The sequence below is a fragment of the Xanthomonas phaseoli pv. dieffenbachiae genome (assembly GCF_008639345.1).
GTDB classification, from domain to species: domain Bacteria; phylum Pseudomonadota; class Gammaproteobacteria; order Xanthomonadales; family Xanthomonadaceae; genus Xanthomonas; species Xanthomonas phaseoli.
Genome location: NZ_CP041380.1, coordinates 3,976,708 through 3,992,093, shown reverse-complemented (window position 1 = coordinate 3,992,093; position 15,386 = coordinate 3,976,708). Strand labels below are relative to the sequence as shown.

Genomic DNA, 15,386 nt, shown 5'->3' with positions numbered 1-15,386 from the left:
CAACTAGCGACACGCAAGGCGCCTCAAGGCGCCTTGCGTGCGTAGCGGTAAGGTCCGGTTGCGGTAGGTTGAGGGATTCCCGACAGCTGTTCGATGGTTGCGACGTGGTGTCCGCAATGGCTCACCACAACAGCCAGGAAGCGCTCGATCGCATGGGCCAATGTTCCATCGATCTGACCTTGCTCGTTTTCAAATTCGCTGGGATGCAGGTGCGCATCCAATAACGGACGCAGCGCTTCCAGCTTGACCCAGAACATACTGCCGGACGCGAACACGCTGTGTTCGTTTATTGCGTGCGTGCCTGTGCGGACAGCGAGGTAGTCGAGTGCATCGGCATTGCCGCCGATAAATTCGGTGACGGGCAATAGATGCTGCGCGGGCGCCGCCAGGCCGAGCAGCGGGTCCTCGGCGAATCCGCGCACGATTGCGTCGACGTGCTGTGGCGCGAGCAATGCGGCGAACATTTCGCGCCGCCACATGTCTCCATCCTCGCGGTGGGTCGATTTTTTCGTGTGCAGCTTCAAAACCACCTGCTCACCTTCGTCGAGCAATCGATTGGCAACCCGCAGGAAAGGAAGAATATCGCGGCCGCGATTTTCGAAGCCTTCCACCTGCGCCTGGACGCGGCGCTGCTGCAGGCGCTGGCGAACCTGCTCGACCATCGTGATATCGGTAGTGATGACAAGCCGCAGCGGCAGTCCGCAGTGAGCGATTGCGTCTAGCGCTTCGTCCAGTACGTCGAGGTACCAGGCGTGCAACACCACGCAGGCATCGCGCTGATCAGCGCCGGTGGCGGCTCCTGCCGTGTGCAACAGCGCTTGCCGTGTCGCCTGCAGCCATGCGTATCCAAGGCGGGTATCGGGTTCGAGCACGGCGCCCTCGGCCCACTCGTTCCAGGCGTTGATGAACACCAGACGCTGGCTTGGCAGAGTATTGGCCAGGCGCTGCTGCATGGTGCAGATCAGCCAATCGCGATAGCGACGAGGTGATGCATGCAGATAAATGCGGCCCTTTCCCGAGCGCCGCGGCTCGTTGTCCCAGCCAGGGTTTACACCCGGGTACAAGGTGTACTCGCGCAGCGGTCGCTGCTCCATGTCGCGGGCAAGTTCTCGCCAGTCGAGTACTTCGCCATTGAAGTCTGGATTGATCAAGCGCTGTCTGGAAGCCACCGAAGGCGGCGTGCTCATGTTCGGCGGGAATTCGACGGCAGCATCGAATCCGATGTCGCGCGGGTCGGGTCGTTCGAAACCCTGCACATACGCAAGGTGAATCTCGCCGATTCCGTGGTCGCGGCACCAGCCCCGCCAGCGATCGGCCGTCTGTGCGGGCTCAGGCAGCAAGTGTGGTCGATACACCAACAGTACTGGCCGCCCTTCGACGCGCAGGTACTTGGGATTTTGCATGTACGTCGCGACATGCGCGATAAAGGCCAGGTCGTCATCCGCATCATGCGCCTGATCGATCAGGATATCGTCGCCGCGGCCATCCCAGCGGCGTGCCCATTTTTCGTTGGCCCAGCAAAGACAGAACGGCAGGGTGATCGTGTCATCCTGATGCCATTGGGTAATCGGCATTTCCAGCAAGGTCTTGCCGGCAAACCAATAGAAATAAAAACAGAAGGCGCCAAGGCCATACTCTTGGGCCAGGCGCGCTTGCTCGCGCATGACATGGGGATTGCGAAGGTCGTAGAAGCCCAGATCCGCCGGGAGTCTGGGTTGTTGGTGGCCTTCAAACTGGGGAAGTGCACGGCTGACATTGCGCCATTCGGTGAATCCCTTGCCCCACCATGCATCGTTTTCAGGGATCGGGTGAAATTGCGGCAGATAAAACGCGATCAGCTTTGCAGGAAGCGTTGCAGGCAGCGTGGCCGCGCCGTATGGGACATACCCAATCGCTGCTTCGTCGCTGCGGACTGCCGGGCGTCGCGAGCTGCCATGGCGCACCCGGCCGCGTGCCGGTTCCGGGACCCAGTCCGCATGGCGATCCAGAAACCAGCCGCGCCAGCGGTCGCGCGTCGCGTCACTCAGCGGTATCGCACGAAATCCTGCGCGCAACAGGCCGAATACCGATGTGCGCAGGCGCGACTGCAACGAGCGACCGGGCGCACTCACAGATTCTGGTAGTTCGGACCCGAACCACCCTCCGGCGTGACCCAGGTGATGATTTCGTACGGATCCTTGATGTCGCAGGTCTTGCAGTGCACGCAGTTGGCCGCGTTGATCTGCAGGCGCTTGCCGGAGGGGCTGGCGGTGTCTGCGACCATTTCGTAGACGTTGGCCGGGCAGAAGCGCGTGCAAGGGTTGTCGTATTCGGTGACACAGCGGGTGGCGCACACATCGGTGTCCAGCACCTTCAGATGCACCGGCTGGTCTTCATCATGCTCGGTGGCGGCGAAATAGACAGCTTGCAGGCGATCGCGCGGGGCCAGGTCGCGGGTGACGTAGTCGCGCTTGGGTTGTTCGTACTCGCCGAGCTTGTGCAGCGCCGACCAGTCGGGCTTGTTCTTCAGCGTCCACGGCGAGGCGCCCTTGAGCGCGGTTTCCCAAGCCGCGTTGAGCAGGCCGAACCACAGGCCCTTCTTGAAGCCGGGTTTGATGTTGCGGACTTGCTTCAGCTCGGCCATGACCTCGGAGGCGCGCAATTTGGCATCGAAGCCCTGCGGCGCCAGCTGCGATTGCACCAGGTGTTCGGCGGCCAACATGCCGCTGCGAATCGCCTGGTGGGTGCCCTTGATCTTGGGCACGTTGAGCAGGCCGGCGGTGTCGCCGATGAGCAAGGCGCCGGGCATGTCCACCTTCGGCAGCGATTGCCAACCGCCACTGACCAGTGCGCGGGCACCGGCGGACAAAATGCTGCCACTTTCCAGCAGCGGCTTGATCATGGGATGGTTCTTCCATTGCTGGAAGGCTTCCCACGGCTGGTAGGTCGGGTCGCTGTAGTCCAGCCCGCTCACATAACCGAGCGCAATCTGATTGTTGTCCAGGTGATACACGAAGCTGCCGCCGTAGGTGCGGTTGTCGGCTGGCCAGCCGATGGTGTGCACGATCTTGCCGGGCGTGACGCGGCCTTCCGGGACCTGCCACAGCTCCTTGATGCCGATCGAATAGCCTTGCGGGTCGCTGTCGGCGGTGAGGTCGAAGCGCTTCAACAATCGCTTGGTCAGGTGACCACGCGCGCCTTCGGCAAGCACGGTGACCTTGGCGCGGATGTCGATGCCGGCGGTGTAGCCGGGCTTGTGCGTGCCGTCTTTTGCAATGCCCATGTCGCCAATGCGCACGCCCACCACCTGGCCGCTGTCGTCGTGCAGCGTTTCGGCTGCGGCGAAGCCGGGGTAGATTTCCACGCCCAGCGCTTCGGCCTGCGGCGCCAGCCAGGCGCACATCGCGCCCAGGCTGACGATGAAATTGCCATGGTTACGCATGCCGGGCGGAACCACCGGGAACTTGCGTGCGCGGTCCTTGCCGAGGAACCAGAATTCGTCGTCGGTGGCCGCCACGCAGATCGGCGGCGGATTGTCGCGCCAGCCAGGCAGCAAGGCATCCAGCGGGCCGGGTTCGATCACCGCGCCGGACAGGATATGCGCGCCGATGGTGCTCGATTTTTCGATCACGCAGACGCTGATGTTCGGATCGAGCTGCTTGAGCCGGATCGCAAACGACAGGCCGGCCGGACCGGCACCGACGGTGACGACGTCGTATTCCATGACGTCACGCTCGACCGCCTCTGACGCGTGTGCGCCCACTCCCGCTTCCGACATTGCTCCGCTCCCGTTGGCTCGATGGCTGTTGCGCATTTTCCGGGATTGCATGTGACGGCGGCAAATCGGCGCGATTCATCCGCTGCCGACGGCGCGGTGTGGGCACGCGTGCTAGCGTCTGGCCGATGAAGATCGAGGTGGCATTGCCGGGGGCGCAGATCCGTTGGCAGCGAGGATGGCTGGACGCGGCGCAGGCCGATGCACTGCTGCAGACCTTGCTGGCGCAGGTGCGGTGGGAAGTGCACCGCATCCGCATGTTCGGGCGGGTGGTGGATTCGCCACGCCTGAGCAGCTGGATCGGCGATGCGGATGCCAGCTACCGCTATTCCGGCACGCGGTTCGCGCCACAGCCGTGGCTGGATGCATTGCAGCCGGTGCGTGCGCGCCTGCAGGCCGAGACCGGGCACCCATTCAACAGCGTGCTGGTCAATCGGTACCGAAGTGGCAGCGATGCGATGGGCTGGCACAGCGACGACGAGCCTGAGCTGGGCGCGCAGCCGTTGATTGCCTCGGTGAGCCTGGGTGCCACGCGGCGCTTTGCGTTCAAGCATCGCGACGATGCGGCGCTGAAGCAGACGCTGGAATTGGGGCACGGCGATTTGCTCGTAATGAGCAGCGATACCCAACGCTACTACAAGCATGCCCTGCCACGCACGGCGCGGCCGGTGGGGGAACGGATCAATCTGACCTTTCGGCAGATTGCGTCGGCTGGGGTAGGTTGAGGCGGGGCAAGCTTGCCGAGGGACGGTGTTTGCCCTCATCCGGCGCTACGCGCCACCTTCTCCCGTGTGCGGGAGAAGGAAGGTCGGCGGATCCCGTCGATTGCAGAGTGCTGGGTCTGATGCCGGTGAGATACGTTCTGGCTGCAGGGAGACGGATGGGATTACGGCATGCTCGGCAGACGGTGTTTGCCCTCATCCGGCGCTGCGCGCCACCTTCTCCCGCTTGCGGGAGAAGGGAGGTCGGCGGATCCCGTCGATTGCGGGGTGCTGGATCTGATGCCGGTGAGATACGTTCCGGCTGCAGGGAGACGTACGGGGTTACGGCATACTCGGCAGACGGTGTGTGCCCTCATCCGGCGCTGCGCGCCACCTTCTCCCGCGTGCGGGAGAAGGGAGGCCGGCGGATCCCGTCGATTGCAGGGTGCTGGATCTGATGCCGGGTGAGATACGTTCCGGCTACAGGGAGACGCGTCGGCTTAAGGTGTACGCGGCAGCGCCGCGCTGTCCTGCTGCCCGGTGGTCAGCGTCCAGCCGACCAGCTCGGTGGTGACCTGGGTCAGCGCCTGCTCGAACGCCGCGGCAACCGCTGCCACATCGGTGCCGCTGGACGGGCGTGCGACCAGGAAGGTGCGCGAGGCGACCACGCGTTGGTCGGCCGAGTGCAGCAGCTTGGCGTTGAGTTCGATCGTGGCCGAGGGCAGCGACTGGCCGGCGTAATCGGATTCGAAGCGGCGCAGGTCGATCGCCAGTTTGTAATCGGAGCGGATGCCGGTACCGATATGGGCCACCGCGGCGATCTTGCCGGAGTCCTCGAACGCGCGCACCACGCTGTCTTCCAGCATGTCGGTGGCCGGCTGTGCCCAACCCGCGCCGTGGTAGACCCGCAGTTCGCCAGGGGTCGGGCGCACATTGATGCGCGGGCTGTCGATGACGCGTGCGGCGCTGGGCTTGGCCACCACCAGCTGCCAGGTCACCTGCGGCCAGGTGGGATTGGGCGTCACGCGTACGGTGGGGGCGTAGATGGTGGCCGGTTTCTTGTCGCCGCCGGCCAGGACCGAGCAGCCGCCCAGCGCCAGCAACGACACGCACAACAGGGGACGCAACAGGCGCATGGCAGTCATTTCGGTTCGAACTCCTTGGGTGCGTCGCGGCCAAGCAGGTAGCGCGCAGGGTTGTTGTCCAGCTTGTCGCTGACCCGGCGCAGGTCGCGGATCAGGCCACGCAATTCGGTCAGGGTGGGGCCGAGCTGGCCCAGCCCATCGTTGGCAAAACTATTGATGGCCGCGCGGTTCTCGCCAAGGATGTTGTCGGCATTGCCGGCCGCCGAATCCAGCTTGACCAGGGTGGCATCGAGCTTTTCCAGGATGCCGGGCAGCTGCTGCACCAGGTTCTGGTCCAGCCGCTTGATGGTGCCGTTGGTGGTGGTCAGGGTGGTGTCCAGATTGCGTGCGGCATCGCGCGCGCTGACGATCAGCGCCTGCATGCCCTCATCGCGATCGGCAATGCCGCCGCTGATCTTTTCCAGGTTCTGCAGCGTGGCCGAAATGCTGGCCACGTTCTTGTCCGAGAGCATCTGGTCCATGCGCTCGACGATGCGATTGGCGGTGTCGGTGATGTTCTGCAGCGCCGACGGGGTGGTCTGGATGATCGGCGCATCGCTCTTGTCGATGGTGGTCAGCGCCGGCGCTTCGGGCGTGCCGCCGGAGAGCTGGATGATCGACGGGCCGGTGAGGCTGGTGATCGCCAGCTTGGCGCGGGTGTCGCTCTTGATCGGCGTGGTCGAATTGACCCGCACGTGTGCGACGACCTGGCGCGGGTCGTTCGGCGCCAGGGTCAGCTCGGTGATCGAGCCGACTGCGATGCCGTTGTATTGCACCGGGCTGCCGACCGACAGGCCGGTCACCGCCTCGCGGAACACCACCCGGTACTGCTGCCAGGTGCGGTCGGAGGAGTACTTGGCGGCCCACAGCCCGAACAGCAGCAGGGCCAGGCCGGCCACGATGGTGAAGGCGCCGATCAGGACGTAATTGGCTTTGGTTTCCATGCTCAGGCGGTCTCGGTGGAGTCGGTCTTGGCCGCGCGCGCGGCGCGGGCGCGCGGACCGTGGAAATAGTCCTGGATCCAGGGGTGATCGATCTGCTCAACCTCGGCCAGCGGCGCGTTGGCGATCACCTTGCGATCGGCCAGCACCGCGATGCGGTCGCAGATGGCGTACAGCGTATCCAGGTCGTGGGTGATCAGGAACACGGTCAAGCCCAACGCCTGCTGCAGGGTGCGGATCAGGCGGTCGAAGGCGGCCGCGCCGATCGGGTCCAGCCCGGCGGTGGGTTCGTCCAGGAACAGCAACGGTGGATCCAGCGCCAGCGCACGTGCCAGGCCGGCACGCTTGCGCATACCGCCGGACAATTGCGAGGGCAGCTTGTCCAGCGCATCGGCAGGCAGGCCGGCCAGCTTGATCTTCAGCAGCGCCAGTTCGAAATACCAGCGCTCGGGAAACTCGCCATGGTGTTCCTTCAGTGGCACCTGCACGTTTTCGCCCACGGTCATCGACGAAAACAGCGCCCCGTCCTGGAACAGCACGCCGGTATTGCGGGTGATGTGCTGGCGGTCGGCGAACCGGTCCGAGCGCGCGTCCGCGCCCAGCACCTGGATGCTGCCGGCATCAGGCTCGCGCAGGCCCAGGATGCTGCGCATGAGCACCGACTTGCCAGTGCCCGAACCGCCGACCACACCAAGAATTTCGCCGCGCCGCACGTCCAGATCCAGGTCTTCGTGCACGGTCTGGCTACCGAAACGGTTGGTGAGCCCGCGCACGGAGATCGCCAGCTGGTCGTCGTCGGCCTCTGGGGCGGGCTTGGGGATTTGGGATTCGGGATTGGTCACAGCACAACTCTCCCGAAGCTCAGTGCGCCAGCCACGCTTCTGCTTTGCACCAATCCCGAATCCCGAATGTCGAATCCCCGCCCCATCACCACCCCATCTTCATGAACCACAACGCCGCGATCGCGTCGAGGATGATGACCAGAGAAATCGTCTGCACCACCGAGGACGTGGTGCGTTCGCCCACCGATTGCGCGGTGCCGTTGACTTTCAGCCCTTCCAGGCAGCCGATCAGGCCGATCACCAGCGCAAACAACGGCGCCTTCGAGAGCCCGACCAGGAAATGCCGCAACTGGATGGTTTCGTGCATGCGCGCCAGATACATCTGCGGCGGAATATCCAGGTCGAACGCACCCACGGTGACGCCGCCGGCCAGGCCGGCGATCATCGCGATGAAGGTCAGCAGCGGCAGGGTGAAGATCAGTGCGAGCAAGCGCGGGATCACCAGCAGGTCGATCGGGTCCAGGCCCAGGGTGCGGATCGCGTCCACTTCCTCGCGCGATTTCATCGCCCCGATCTGCGCGGTGAAGGCGCTGGCGGTGCGGCCTGCCAACACAATTGCCGTCAGCAGCACCGCGAATTCGCGCAGGAAGGCGATGGACACCAGCTCCACCACGTAAATTTCCGCACCGAAGTCGCGCAGGATGGTCGAGCCCAGGAAGGCGATCACCGCACCCACCAGATACGACAGCAGCACCACCAGCGGCACCGCGTCCAGGCCCACCTGTTCCATGTGGTGCACGGTGGAGGTCAGCCGGAAGCGCCGCGGCTCGTGGATCAGCCGCATGATCTTGACCAGGTTTTCGCCCAGAAAACTGTTCAGCTCCAGGATGTCCTGGCCGACGCGATGCGTGGCCCGGCCCAGGCGGTCGAGCGCGGCGACGAAGCCGTAATCGCGTTTGGGCTTGGGGCGCTCGTCGTTGAGTTCCTCGATGGTGCACACCAGTGCCTGGTGTTCATCGCGGAAATCGATCGCGTCTTCCTTCAGTCCCATGCGGCCGGCAAAGCGCAGCAGCTGCAGGACGCCGGCCGAATCCAGCTGCTGGATGCCGCGCGCGTCGATGCGGCGCACCCCGTCGGGTACGGCCTGCAGCAGTTCTGCCTGGGGCAGGGCGGTCGCCAGGACCCAACTGCCAGCGAGGCGGACCTGTGCCTGATCCTGCGAGTCTTGTTCGATGCGTGGAGGTTGCGGTTTGATCATGGGTGGCCTGTCCGTGGCGCCAGCATACAGGGCCAATGTGAGCGACGGATGGGGACGCAACCGCAGCGGTGTGCCGATGGCCGTCAATGAGGACGCCGGCCACGCGTGCTGCGGCATACACTGGCTGCCTCGCCGGACACGGCGTTTCTCCGATCCGACCCGCCACGCATGTCCGCTGCCACCGTTGTCCTCCCGTCCGCCAGCGCTACCTACGCCCAACGCGTCGCCTTCGTGTCCGAAATCGCCGGGCGCCTGCATTCCTATGGCACCACCGCGCAGCGGCTGGAAGCAGCCGTGGTGGGGTTGTCGCAGAAGCTGGGCCTGGACTGCGAGCCCTGGTCCAACCCCACCGGCATCATCCTGAGCTTCAGCGACCCCACCAAGGCGATTGGCTCCAGCGATATCACGCGGGTGATTCGCCTGGCGCCGGGCGAAAACGATCTCTACAAGCTCAGCGTGGCCGATTATGTGGCCGACAGCGTGGCCAACGGGCGCATGAGCATCGCGCAAGGACACACCGCATTGCGCCGGCTGGACCGCGAGGTGGACCGGCGCGGCAAGACCCTGCAGGTGCTGGCGTTCGGGCTGGCCGCTGCCGGCGTGGCCGGGCTGTGGAAGCTGCCGTGGCTGGATATCGCCACGGCCGGGGCGATCGGCATGTCAATCGGCCTGCTCACCCAGTACACCGACAAGCGCGCTGCCACCAAGGAAGCCGGCGAGGCGTTGGCCGGCCTGCTGGCCGGGGTGGTGGCGGCGCTGGTGGCCTCGCTGCTGGGGCCGTTGAACCTCAATACGGTGATCATCGCCTCGCTGGTGGTGCTGCTGCCGGGCATGTCATTGACCAATGCGTTCAACGAGCTGGCCAGCCAGCATTGGGTCTCCGGCACCGCGCGTCTGGCCGGTGCGGTGACCACGGTGCTCAAGCTGACCGTGGGTGCGGTCATTGCGGTGACCCTGACCCAGCTGGTTGGCCTGCATCCCCAGGTGGCCGCGCTGCGGCCGCAGGCCGGCTGGGTGGAATGGGCCTCGCTGGTAGTGGCCGCTTATGCGTTCGCGGTGTTGTTCAAGGCCAATCGACGTGATTATTTATGGATCATGGCGGCGGCCATGTCAGGTTATGTCATCGCGCGTTATGCAGGACATGCCTGGGGCGGCCCGGCCGGGGTATTCGCCTCGGCGATGGCATTGACCGCTGCGGGAAATTTATTCGGGCGCGTGGTGCACAAGCCCGGCGCGCTGATCCGGTTGCCCGGCATCATCATGCTGGTTCCCGGGAGCGTCAGTTTGCGTGGCTTTCTGACCTTGGTGCAGCAACAGGATGTCAGCGTCGGACAAGCCGCACTCTTGGCAGTGACAAATATTGTCATGGCATTGATGGCCGGATTGCTGTTTGGCAATCTGCTCATTCCTGCCCGCAAGAATTTATAAGGGGAAACACCGCGCAATAAAAACGCCGGCATGGCCGGCGTTTTTATTGGTTTGAATCAGGCAGCCTTGGACTTCTTGGTGGCGCGCTTGGTGACGGCCTTGCGTGGCGAAGCCTTCTTTGCGGTCGCCTTTTTCGCACCGCCGACCTTGCTGATCAGGAAGTCTTCCACCTTCTTGCCGGCGGCAGTCAACTCGGCCAGCCAGCGCGGCTGCTTGCCACGGCCGGTCCAGGTTTCCTGGGCGTTGGCGGGGTTGCGATACTTCGGCGGCACCTTGCCCAGCTTGCGGCCGGCACGCGGACCCGGCTTGCCGGCACCGGCCGGACGGCCCGGACCGGCACTGGCAGAAGCGCCAAACAATTCTTCGATGGAATAACCCTGGGCTTTTGCAGCGCGGGTCAGCTGCGTGCGGACCTTGGCGATCGGCGCGCGCTTGGCAACCACGGTCTGCTGCTTCTTTGCATTTTTGATCAGGGCGCTCAACTGCTTGGCCGACAGGCCACTGAGATCGATCGACATCACTGCTCCGGAAGATGAGAGAAAAAGAATGCCGGTCCATGGCAGCGGTGGCCATCATAAAGTGAGAAAACCGGTGTGACAAATGCGCCGAAATAATTCGGCGCTTTGTGTTCATCCATTGGAAGCCGATACCCGGGGTTTGATCAAGGCGCCAGGCGGGAGAATAACCCGGCTTTATCCAGGTTTTCCGCTGCATCGGCGGTACGGGCGCGATATTCAAATGTGCCAGCCGCCAATCCACGCTCCGAGACCACCACCCGATGCGGAATGCCCAGCAGTTCCATATCGGCGAACATCGCGCCCGGGCGCAGTCCGCGGTCGTCCAGGGCGGCATCCAGGCCGGCGGCAAGCAATTCGTCCAGCAAGGCCTGGGCGGCAACGAGCACCTGCGGGTCCTGCTTGGGATTGATCACGCAGACCACCACCTGCCACGGCGCCATCGGCGCGGGCCAGATGATGCCGGCATCGTCATGGTTCTGTTCGATCGCCGCGGCCACGATGCGCGAAATGCCGATGCCGTAGCAGCCCATCTTCATCACCGTCGCCTTGCCGCCTTCGTCGATGACCGTGGCTTGCAGCGCCTGCGCATACTGGCTGCCGAGCTGGAACACATGGCCCACCTCGATGCCGCGAGCCAGGCGCAGTTCGCCGCCATCGGCCGCGCGTTCGCCTTCGACCACGTTGCGCACATCGGCCACGGTCTGCGGTTCGGGCAGATCGCGGCCCCAGTTGACGCCGACCAGGTGCGCGCCGGACACATTCGCGCCGACCACGAAATCGGCCAGGGCGGCGACATCGCGGTCGGCCACCACGCGTACCGGGCGCGCGGTATTGACCGGGCCCAGGAAGCCCGGCTCGCAGCCGAGGTGGTCGCGGATCTCGCTTTCGTTGGCCAGGCGGTAATCGGCCAGCCCGGGCACCTTGGCCAGCTTGATCTCGTTGACCGCGTGATCGCCACGCACCAGTACCAGCACGAAGCCGGCCTGGGTCATCACCGCCACCGACTTGACGGTGCGCTGCAGCGCGATGCCGAGCAACTGGGCCACGTCTTCGCAGGTCTTCTGGGTGGGCGTTGCCACCTGCTGCATCGGCTCGCTGGCCGCGGCGCGTGGGGCCGGCGGTGCCGCACTGGCGGTTTCCACGTTGGCTGCGTAATCGGAGCCAGTGGAGAACGCCAGCGAGTCTTCGCCGGAGTCGGCGATGACGTGGAATTCCTGCGATGCGTCGCCGCCGATGGCGCCCGAATCGGCCTGCACGGCGCGGAAATCCAGTCCCAGGCGGGTGAAGATGCGTGTGTAGGCGGCACGCATGTTGTCGTATTCGCGTGCCATGTCCTCGTCGGTGAGATGGAACGAGTACGCGTCCTTCATCAGGAACTCGCGCGCACGCATCACCCCGAAGCGCGGGCGGATCTCATCGCGGAATTTGGTCTGGATCTGATAGAAATTCAGCGGCAGCTGCTTGTAGCTGTTGATTTCCTGGCGCGCGAATTCGGCCGCGGCCTCTTCGGCGGTGGGGCTGTAGCAGAACTCCTGTTCCTTGCGGTCCTTGATCTTGAGCAGCTGCCCGCCGAACTTTTCCCAACGCCCGGTGGCGTCCCACAGCTCGCGCGGCTGGATGGTGGGAAACAGCACTTCCACTGCGCCGGCGCGGTTCATCTCTTCGCGCACGATGGCTTCGACCTTGCGCAACACGCGCAGGCCCAGCGGCGACCAGGTATACAGCCCGGAGGCCAGCTTGCGGATCATGCCCGCGCGCAGCATCAGACGGTGGCTGACCAGCTCGGCGTCGGCCGGGGTTTCCTTGGTGGTGTGCAGGTGGAACTGGGAAAGACGCATCGGGCTTCGCTTGGGCGGAAAGCCGCTAGTTTGCCAGTCTCGCGCCCTGCCGGTCATCGCCAGGCGCGCGTTGCCGGGTGTCGCCGGCCAGGTAGGCCGCTGGGCAGCGGCTCTCAGGTGGCTGGCCCGCGGTCGCGAATGCGTTGCCAGGGGAAGGGGAATGCGCTGAAATTTGGGCTGGACGAGTGGCCGATGCCAACCTGGGCAGCTGGAGGGCAGCAACCCCGGCGTGCCTGACAGCCGTGCGAGTCGTCGGCTCTCGTTTCTAGCCGGCGCGACTCCAAGCGGTTCGAGGCGCCTACCGCCGGCATATCAGCGGGTGAGCGCGACAGAGGCCGGCGGCATGACACGCTTCGTGCACGTCATCCCGCAGGCCGGCAGGCGCTTGCCGCTGTGCCGTGCCCCGATCCCGCTCAGGTGGCCGGGCCGCCCGGGGCGGCCGGCTTGCAATAGGCCTTGACGGCAGCGTCGGCCAGGTTCCTCTGGGTCGCACGGGCTTCCTGGTCCAACACGGCGCCAGGCTTGCCATCGGCGCCGGCCGCCATGGAAACCTCTCCCTTGCCGCTGAGCAGTTCCAGATTGCGACGCGCGGTGAGGCAGTCGGCCGATTCGGGCGCGGCTGTCTCTGCTGCAGCAATGGCCGCGGTGCCGCTGCGCGCGTCGATGCGGCGCGCTTCATAGCGCTGGCCGGTGGGTGGCGGGGTTTCGGTGTAGTGGGTCACGCCCTTGGCGTCCTTCCACTTATAAAGATCGGTCGCGCCGGCGGCGGCGCTGACCAGCATCAACAGGGCGCAAAGCCCGGACGACAGCTGCATGTGGCTTCCCCTGGATGATTCCCGTCGCGATTGCAGCATCCGCAGCGGGCCCTGGCAAGTGATGGGCGCGCAGGGTGCTGAACCAGCAAGAGCGCTACCGCCGGACAGACCTCAGGCCCTACACTTGGCGGATGGATGAGATGAGACCGCCCCCGCGCTCGCGCACGATTTACCTGCTGCCGAACCTGTTCACCACCGCCGGGCTGTTTTCCGGTTTCTACGCCATCATCGCCGCGGCCAATGGGCAGTTCGTCCAGGCCGCCATGGCGGTGTTCGTGGCTGCGGTGATGGACGGGCTGGATGGCAGGGTGGCGCGTCTGACCAATACCAGCAGCGAATTCGGTGTGCAGTACGACTCGCTGGCCGACCTGGTCAGCTTCGGCATGGCGCCCGCGCTGGTGATGTACCACTGGTCGCTGTCGGCGTTGAAGTACGATAGTAGCGTGATGGGCCGGGTCGGTTGGTCGGCTGCCTTTCTGTATGCGGCCTGCGCGGCGCTGCGGCTGGCGCGTTTCAACACCCAGGTCGGCGTGGTCGACAAACGCTGGTTCATCGGTCTGGCCAGCCCGGCGGCGGCTGGCCTGATGATGTCCTTCGTTTGGGCCTTTGCCGACGACAGCCTGGGCTTCGATGGCGAGCAGCTGCGCTATGTGGCGCTGGCCGTCACGGTGGTGTCGGCGTTGCTGATGGTCAGCCGGATCCGCTTCTGGAGCTTCAAGGGCGGCGCGCGTGGTCCGCGTGCCGACCGCGTGCCGTTCCTGGCACTTGCGATCGCCACGGTGGTGATTGCGCTGCTGGTGATCGATCTGGCGCGCTCGCTGCTGGTGATCGGGGTTCTGTACGCCTTGTCTGGCCCGTTGATGTGGCTGTGGCGACGCTGGCGGCGCGTGCCCGAGCTGCCATGAGCCGGTTTTCGTGAGCGACTCGATGAGCGAGCCGATGTGGTCCGATCTGCAGGTGTCGTATCTGCAGGCGCTGGGGCACACCGTGTATCTGGACCGCGATGCGGTCGACGCGTTGCCCGCGCCTGTCGAGGTTGCCGAGCGCGCGCCCATGGCTGCACCGGCACGTGTGGAGCGTGCGCCGCAAGCTGCGACGGCCAATGCGCCCGTTGCGCGGCGCACTGCACCGGCGGCACCGGCCGAAGCGCCCCGCGCGCCCAGCGCTGCGCCAGTGTCGGCGCCGCAACGGCGCAGCCGTGTCGGCATGCCGGATCGCCTGCAGATGGCCTTGCTGCGCGCGTCCGGCTGCAATCCGGGCGATCCTGCGACCCAGGCCTTGATGGCCTCCTGGCCGCTGGCGGAACTGCGCGGCAATCCGGCCGCCAAGCGTGCGCTGTGGCCGCAGCTGCGCGCGCTGCGTCGGCGCCGGGACCCGGCGTGAGCGCATTGAACGTGCCGCAACCCACCTCGCTGCGCGCCATGCGCGAGAGCGACCTGGATGCGGTGATGGAGATCGAGCTGCGCGCCTATCCGTTTCCGTGGACGCGCAACATCTTCCGCGACTGCCTGCAGGCGGGGTATCCGGGCTGGGTGATGGAGCAGGGCGGCCGGGTCATTGGCTATGGCGTGATCAGCATCGCCGCCGACGAGGCGCACGTGCTCAACGTCTGCATCGCACCGGAGGCGCAATCGCAAGGCTACGGTCGCGTGTTGCTGCGCGCGCTGATCAAGGGCGCCTGCGATCGCGGTGCGCGGCGGGCGTTTCTGGAGGTGCGCCCGTCCAATCCGTCGGCGATTGCGCTGTACCACTCCGAAGGTTTCAACGAAATCGGCCGGCGTCCGCGCTACTACCCATCCCACACCGGGCGCGAAGACGCGTTGGTGATGGCGATCGAGTTGTTCTTCGAAGGATTTTCGTAAGCGCACGCACTCGTCGTTGAGGATGCGGCTGGTTGGTATCGCTGCGCTGCGCGGTCGTTGCGCTGGATGCCGGCGCTGATAGTTTTTCGATTCGATGCTTGCGCTGAGCGACTGCATGGCGCATCTGCGCATGGGCCGTGCGGTATCACGCTTGCCCAACGGGCGTGTCTTGCGCACTGCCGAGCGGCTTGATGAGGTCTCCAGCGAAGCGGCAGTCGGGATCGATCGATGGCAACGCTGACCCAGGCGCATCAAGACGCGTGGCGTCAACACGATGCTGCGCCTGTGCAATCGATTCCATCGCGGTCACGCGAAACGCCGGTAGCAGCGCAGCGATAAATTTGCGCTTCGCACAGGATGCGGGC

Annotated in this window: 14 protein-coding genes; 5 read left to right on the top strand and 9 right to left on the bottom strand. The window is 65.2% G+C overall.

Annotated elements, in window-relative coordinates:
* Nucleotides 1–23: 23 nt before the first annotated feature.
* Nucleotides 24–2,111 carry a glycoside hydrolase family 99-like domain-containing protein gene (locus tag FLG15_RS17685; RefSeq protein WP_150146922.1) on the bottom strand — a complete coding sequence of 696 codons (2,088 nt, stop codon included), beginning with the start codon at nucleotides 2,109–2,111 and terminating at the stop codon, nucleotides 24–26.
* Nucleotides 2,108–3,757, bottom strand: coding sequence for an electron transfer flavoprotein-ubiquinone oxidoreductase (locus FLG15_RS17680; RefSeq protein WP_057679580.1), 1,650 nt, complete (start codon nucleotides 3,755–3,757; stop codon nucleotides 2,108–2,110). Before FLG15_RS17680 ends, FLG15_RS17685 begins: the two co-directional genes overlap by 4 nt.
* A 125-nt stretch (nucleotides 3,758–3,882) precedes the next feature.
* On the opposite strand from FLG15_RS17680, the gene FLG15_RS17675 reads away from it, so the two are divergent.
* Nucleotides 3,883–4,479: an alpha-ketoglutarate-dependent dioxygenase AlkB family protein gene (locus tag FLG15_RS17675; RefSeq protein ID WP_057679581.1), complete on the top strand. Its 597-nt coding sequence runs from the start codon at nucleotides 3,883–3,885 to the stop codon at nucleotides 4,477–4,479.
* A gap of 476 nt (nucleotides 4,480–4,955) precedes the next feature.
* Here the strand turns inward: FLG15_RS17675 and FLG15_RS17670 are convergent, their stop codons facing one another.
* From FLG15_RS17670 to FLG15_RS17655, 4 genes are all read right to left on the bottom strand, one after another.
* The gene (locus FLG15_RS17670; protein WP_057678033.1) at nucleotides 4,956–5,600 is read right to left on the bottom strand and encodes an ABC-type transport auxiliary lipoprotein family protein; all 645 of its coding nucleotides are present in this window, start codon (nucleotides 5,598–5,600) and stop codon (nucleotides 4,956–4,958) included.
* Nucleotides 5,597–6,523: an MlaD family protein gene (locus FLG15_RS17665; protein ID WP_003484185.1), complete on the bottom strand. Its 927-nt coding sequence runs from the start codon at nucleotides 6,521–6,523 to the stop codon at nucleotides 5,597–5,599. The genes FLG15_RS17670 and FLG15_RS17665 overlap by 4 nt, the downstream gene beginning before the upstream one ends.
* A gap of 2 nt (nucleotides 6,524–6,525) precedes the next feature.
* Nucleotides 6,526–7,362, bottom strand: coding sequence for an ABC transporter ATP-binding protein (locus tag FLG15_RS17660; RefSeq protein ID WP_150146919.1), 837 nt, complete (start codon nucleotides 7,360–7,362; stop codon nucleotides 6,526–6,528).
* A gap of 85 nt (nucleotides 7,363–7,447) precedes the next feature.
* Complete coding sequence (locus FLG15_RS17655; RefSeq protein WP_170922359.1) at nucleotides 7,448–8,677, bottom strand: MlaE family ABC transporter permease; 1,230 nt, start codon at nucleotides 8,675–8,677, stop codon at nucleotides 7,448–7,450.
* Nucleotides 8,678–8,728: 51 nt separating this feature from the next.
* Between FLG15_RS17655 and FLG15_RS17650 the strand changes: the two genes are divergently transcribed.
* Nucleotides 8,729–9,988, top strand: coding sequence for a threonine/serine exporter family protein (locus tag FLG15_RS17650; RefSeq protein ID WP_017157645.1), 1,260 nt, complete (start codon nucleotides 8,729–8,731; stop codon nucleotides 9,986–9,988).
* 56 nt (nucleotides 9,989–10,044) lie between these two features.
* On the opposite strand, the gene FLG15_RS17645 is transcribed toward FLG15_RS17650, so the two are convergent.
* The 3 genes from FLG15_RS17645 to FLG15_RS17635 all read right to left on the bottom strand — a co-directional run bounded on the left by FLG15_RS17645 (nucleotide 10,045) and on the right by FLG15_RS17635 (nucleotide 13,159).
* Entirely contained in the window at nucleotides 10,045–10,506 is a 462-nt protein-coding gene (locus FLG15_RS17645; protein WP_017159792.1) for an H-NS histone family protein, read from the bottom strand.
* 143 nt (nucleotides 10,507–10,649) lie between these two features.
* Nucleotides 10,650–12,344 carry a proline--tRNA ligase gene (locus tag FLG15_RS17640; RefSeq protein ID WP_150146916.1) on the bottom strand — a complete coding sequence of 565 codons (1,695 nt, stop codon included), beginning with the start codon at nucleotides 12,342–12,344 and terminating at the stop codon, nucleotides 10,650–10,652.
* 413 nt (nucleotides 12,345–12,757) lie between these two features.
* Nucleotides 12,758–13,159 (bottom strand): DUF4124 domain-containing protein, encoded by a 402-nt coding sequence (locus FLG15_RS17635; RefSeq protein ID WP_008576986.1) that lies wholly within the window; start codon nucleotides 13,157–13,159, stop codon nucleotides 12,758–12,760.
* A 131-nt stretch (nucleotides 13,160–13,290) separates the two neighbouring features.
* Here FLG15_RS17635 and pssA point away from each other — a divergent pair, with 131 nt between their 5' ends.
* From pssA to rimI, 3 genes are read left to right on the top strand one after another with little or no spacing between them, the layout of a single operon-like run.
* Nucleotides 13,291–14,064, top strand: coding sequence for a CDP-diacylglycerol--serine O-phosphatidyltransferase (gene pssA, locus FLG15_RS17630; protein WP_005913472.1), 774 nt, complete (start codon nucleotides 13,291–13,293; stop codon nucleotides 14,062–14,064).
* A 22-nt stretch (nucleotides 14,065–14,086) separates the two neighbouring features.
* On the top strand, nucleotides 14,087–14,542 hold the full coding sequence (locus FLG15_RS17625) for a hypothetical protein (RefSeq protein ID WP_057678028.1): 456 nt from the start codon (nucleotides 14,087–14,089) through the stop codon (nucleotides 14,540–14,542).
* On the top strand, nucleotides 14,539–15,021 hold the full coding sequence (rimI, locus tag FLG15_RS17620) for a ribosomal protein S18-alanine N-acetyltransferase (RefSeq protein WP_057678034.1): 483 nt from the start codon (nucleotides 14,539–14,541) through the stop codon (nucleotides 15,019–15,021). The genes FLG15_RS17625 and rimI overlap by 4 nt, the downstream gene beginning before the upstream one ends.
* Nucleotides 15,022–15,386 lie beyond the last annotated feature (365 nt).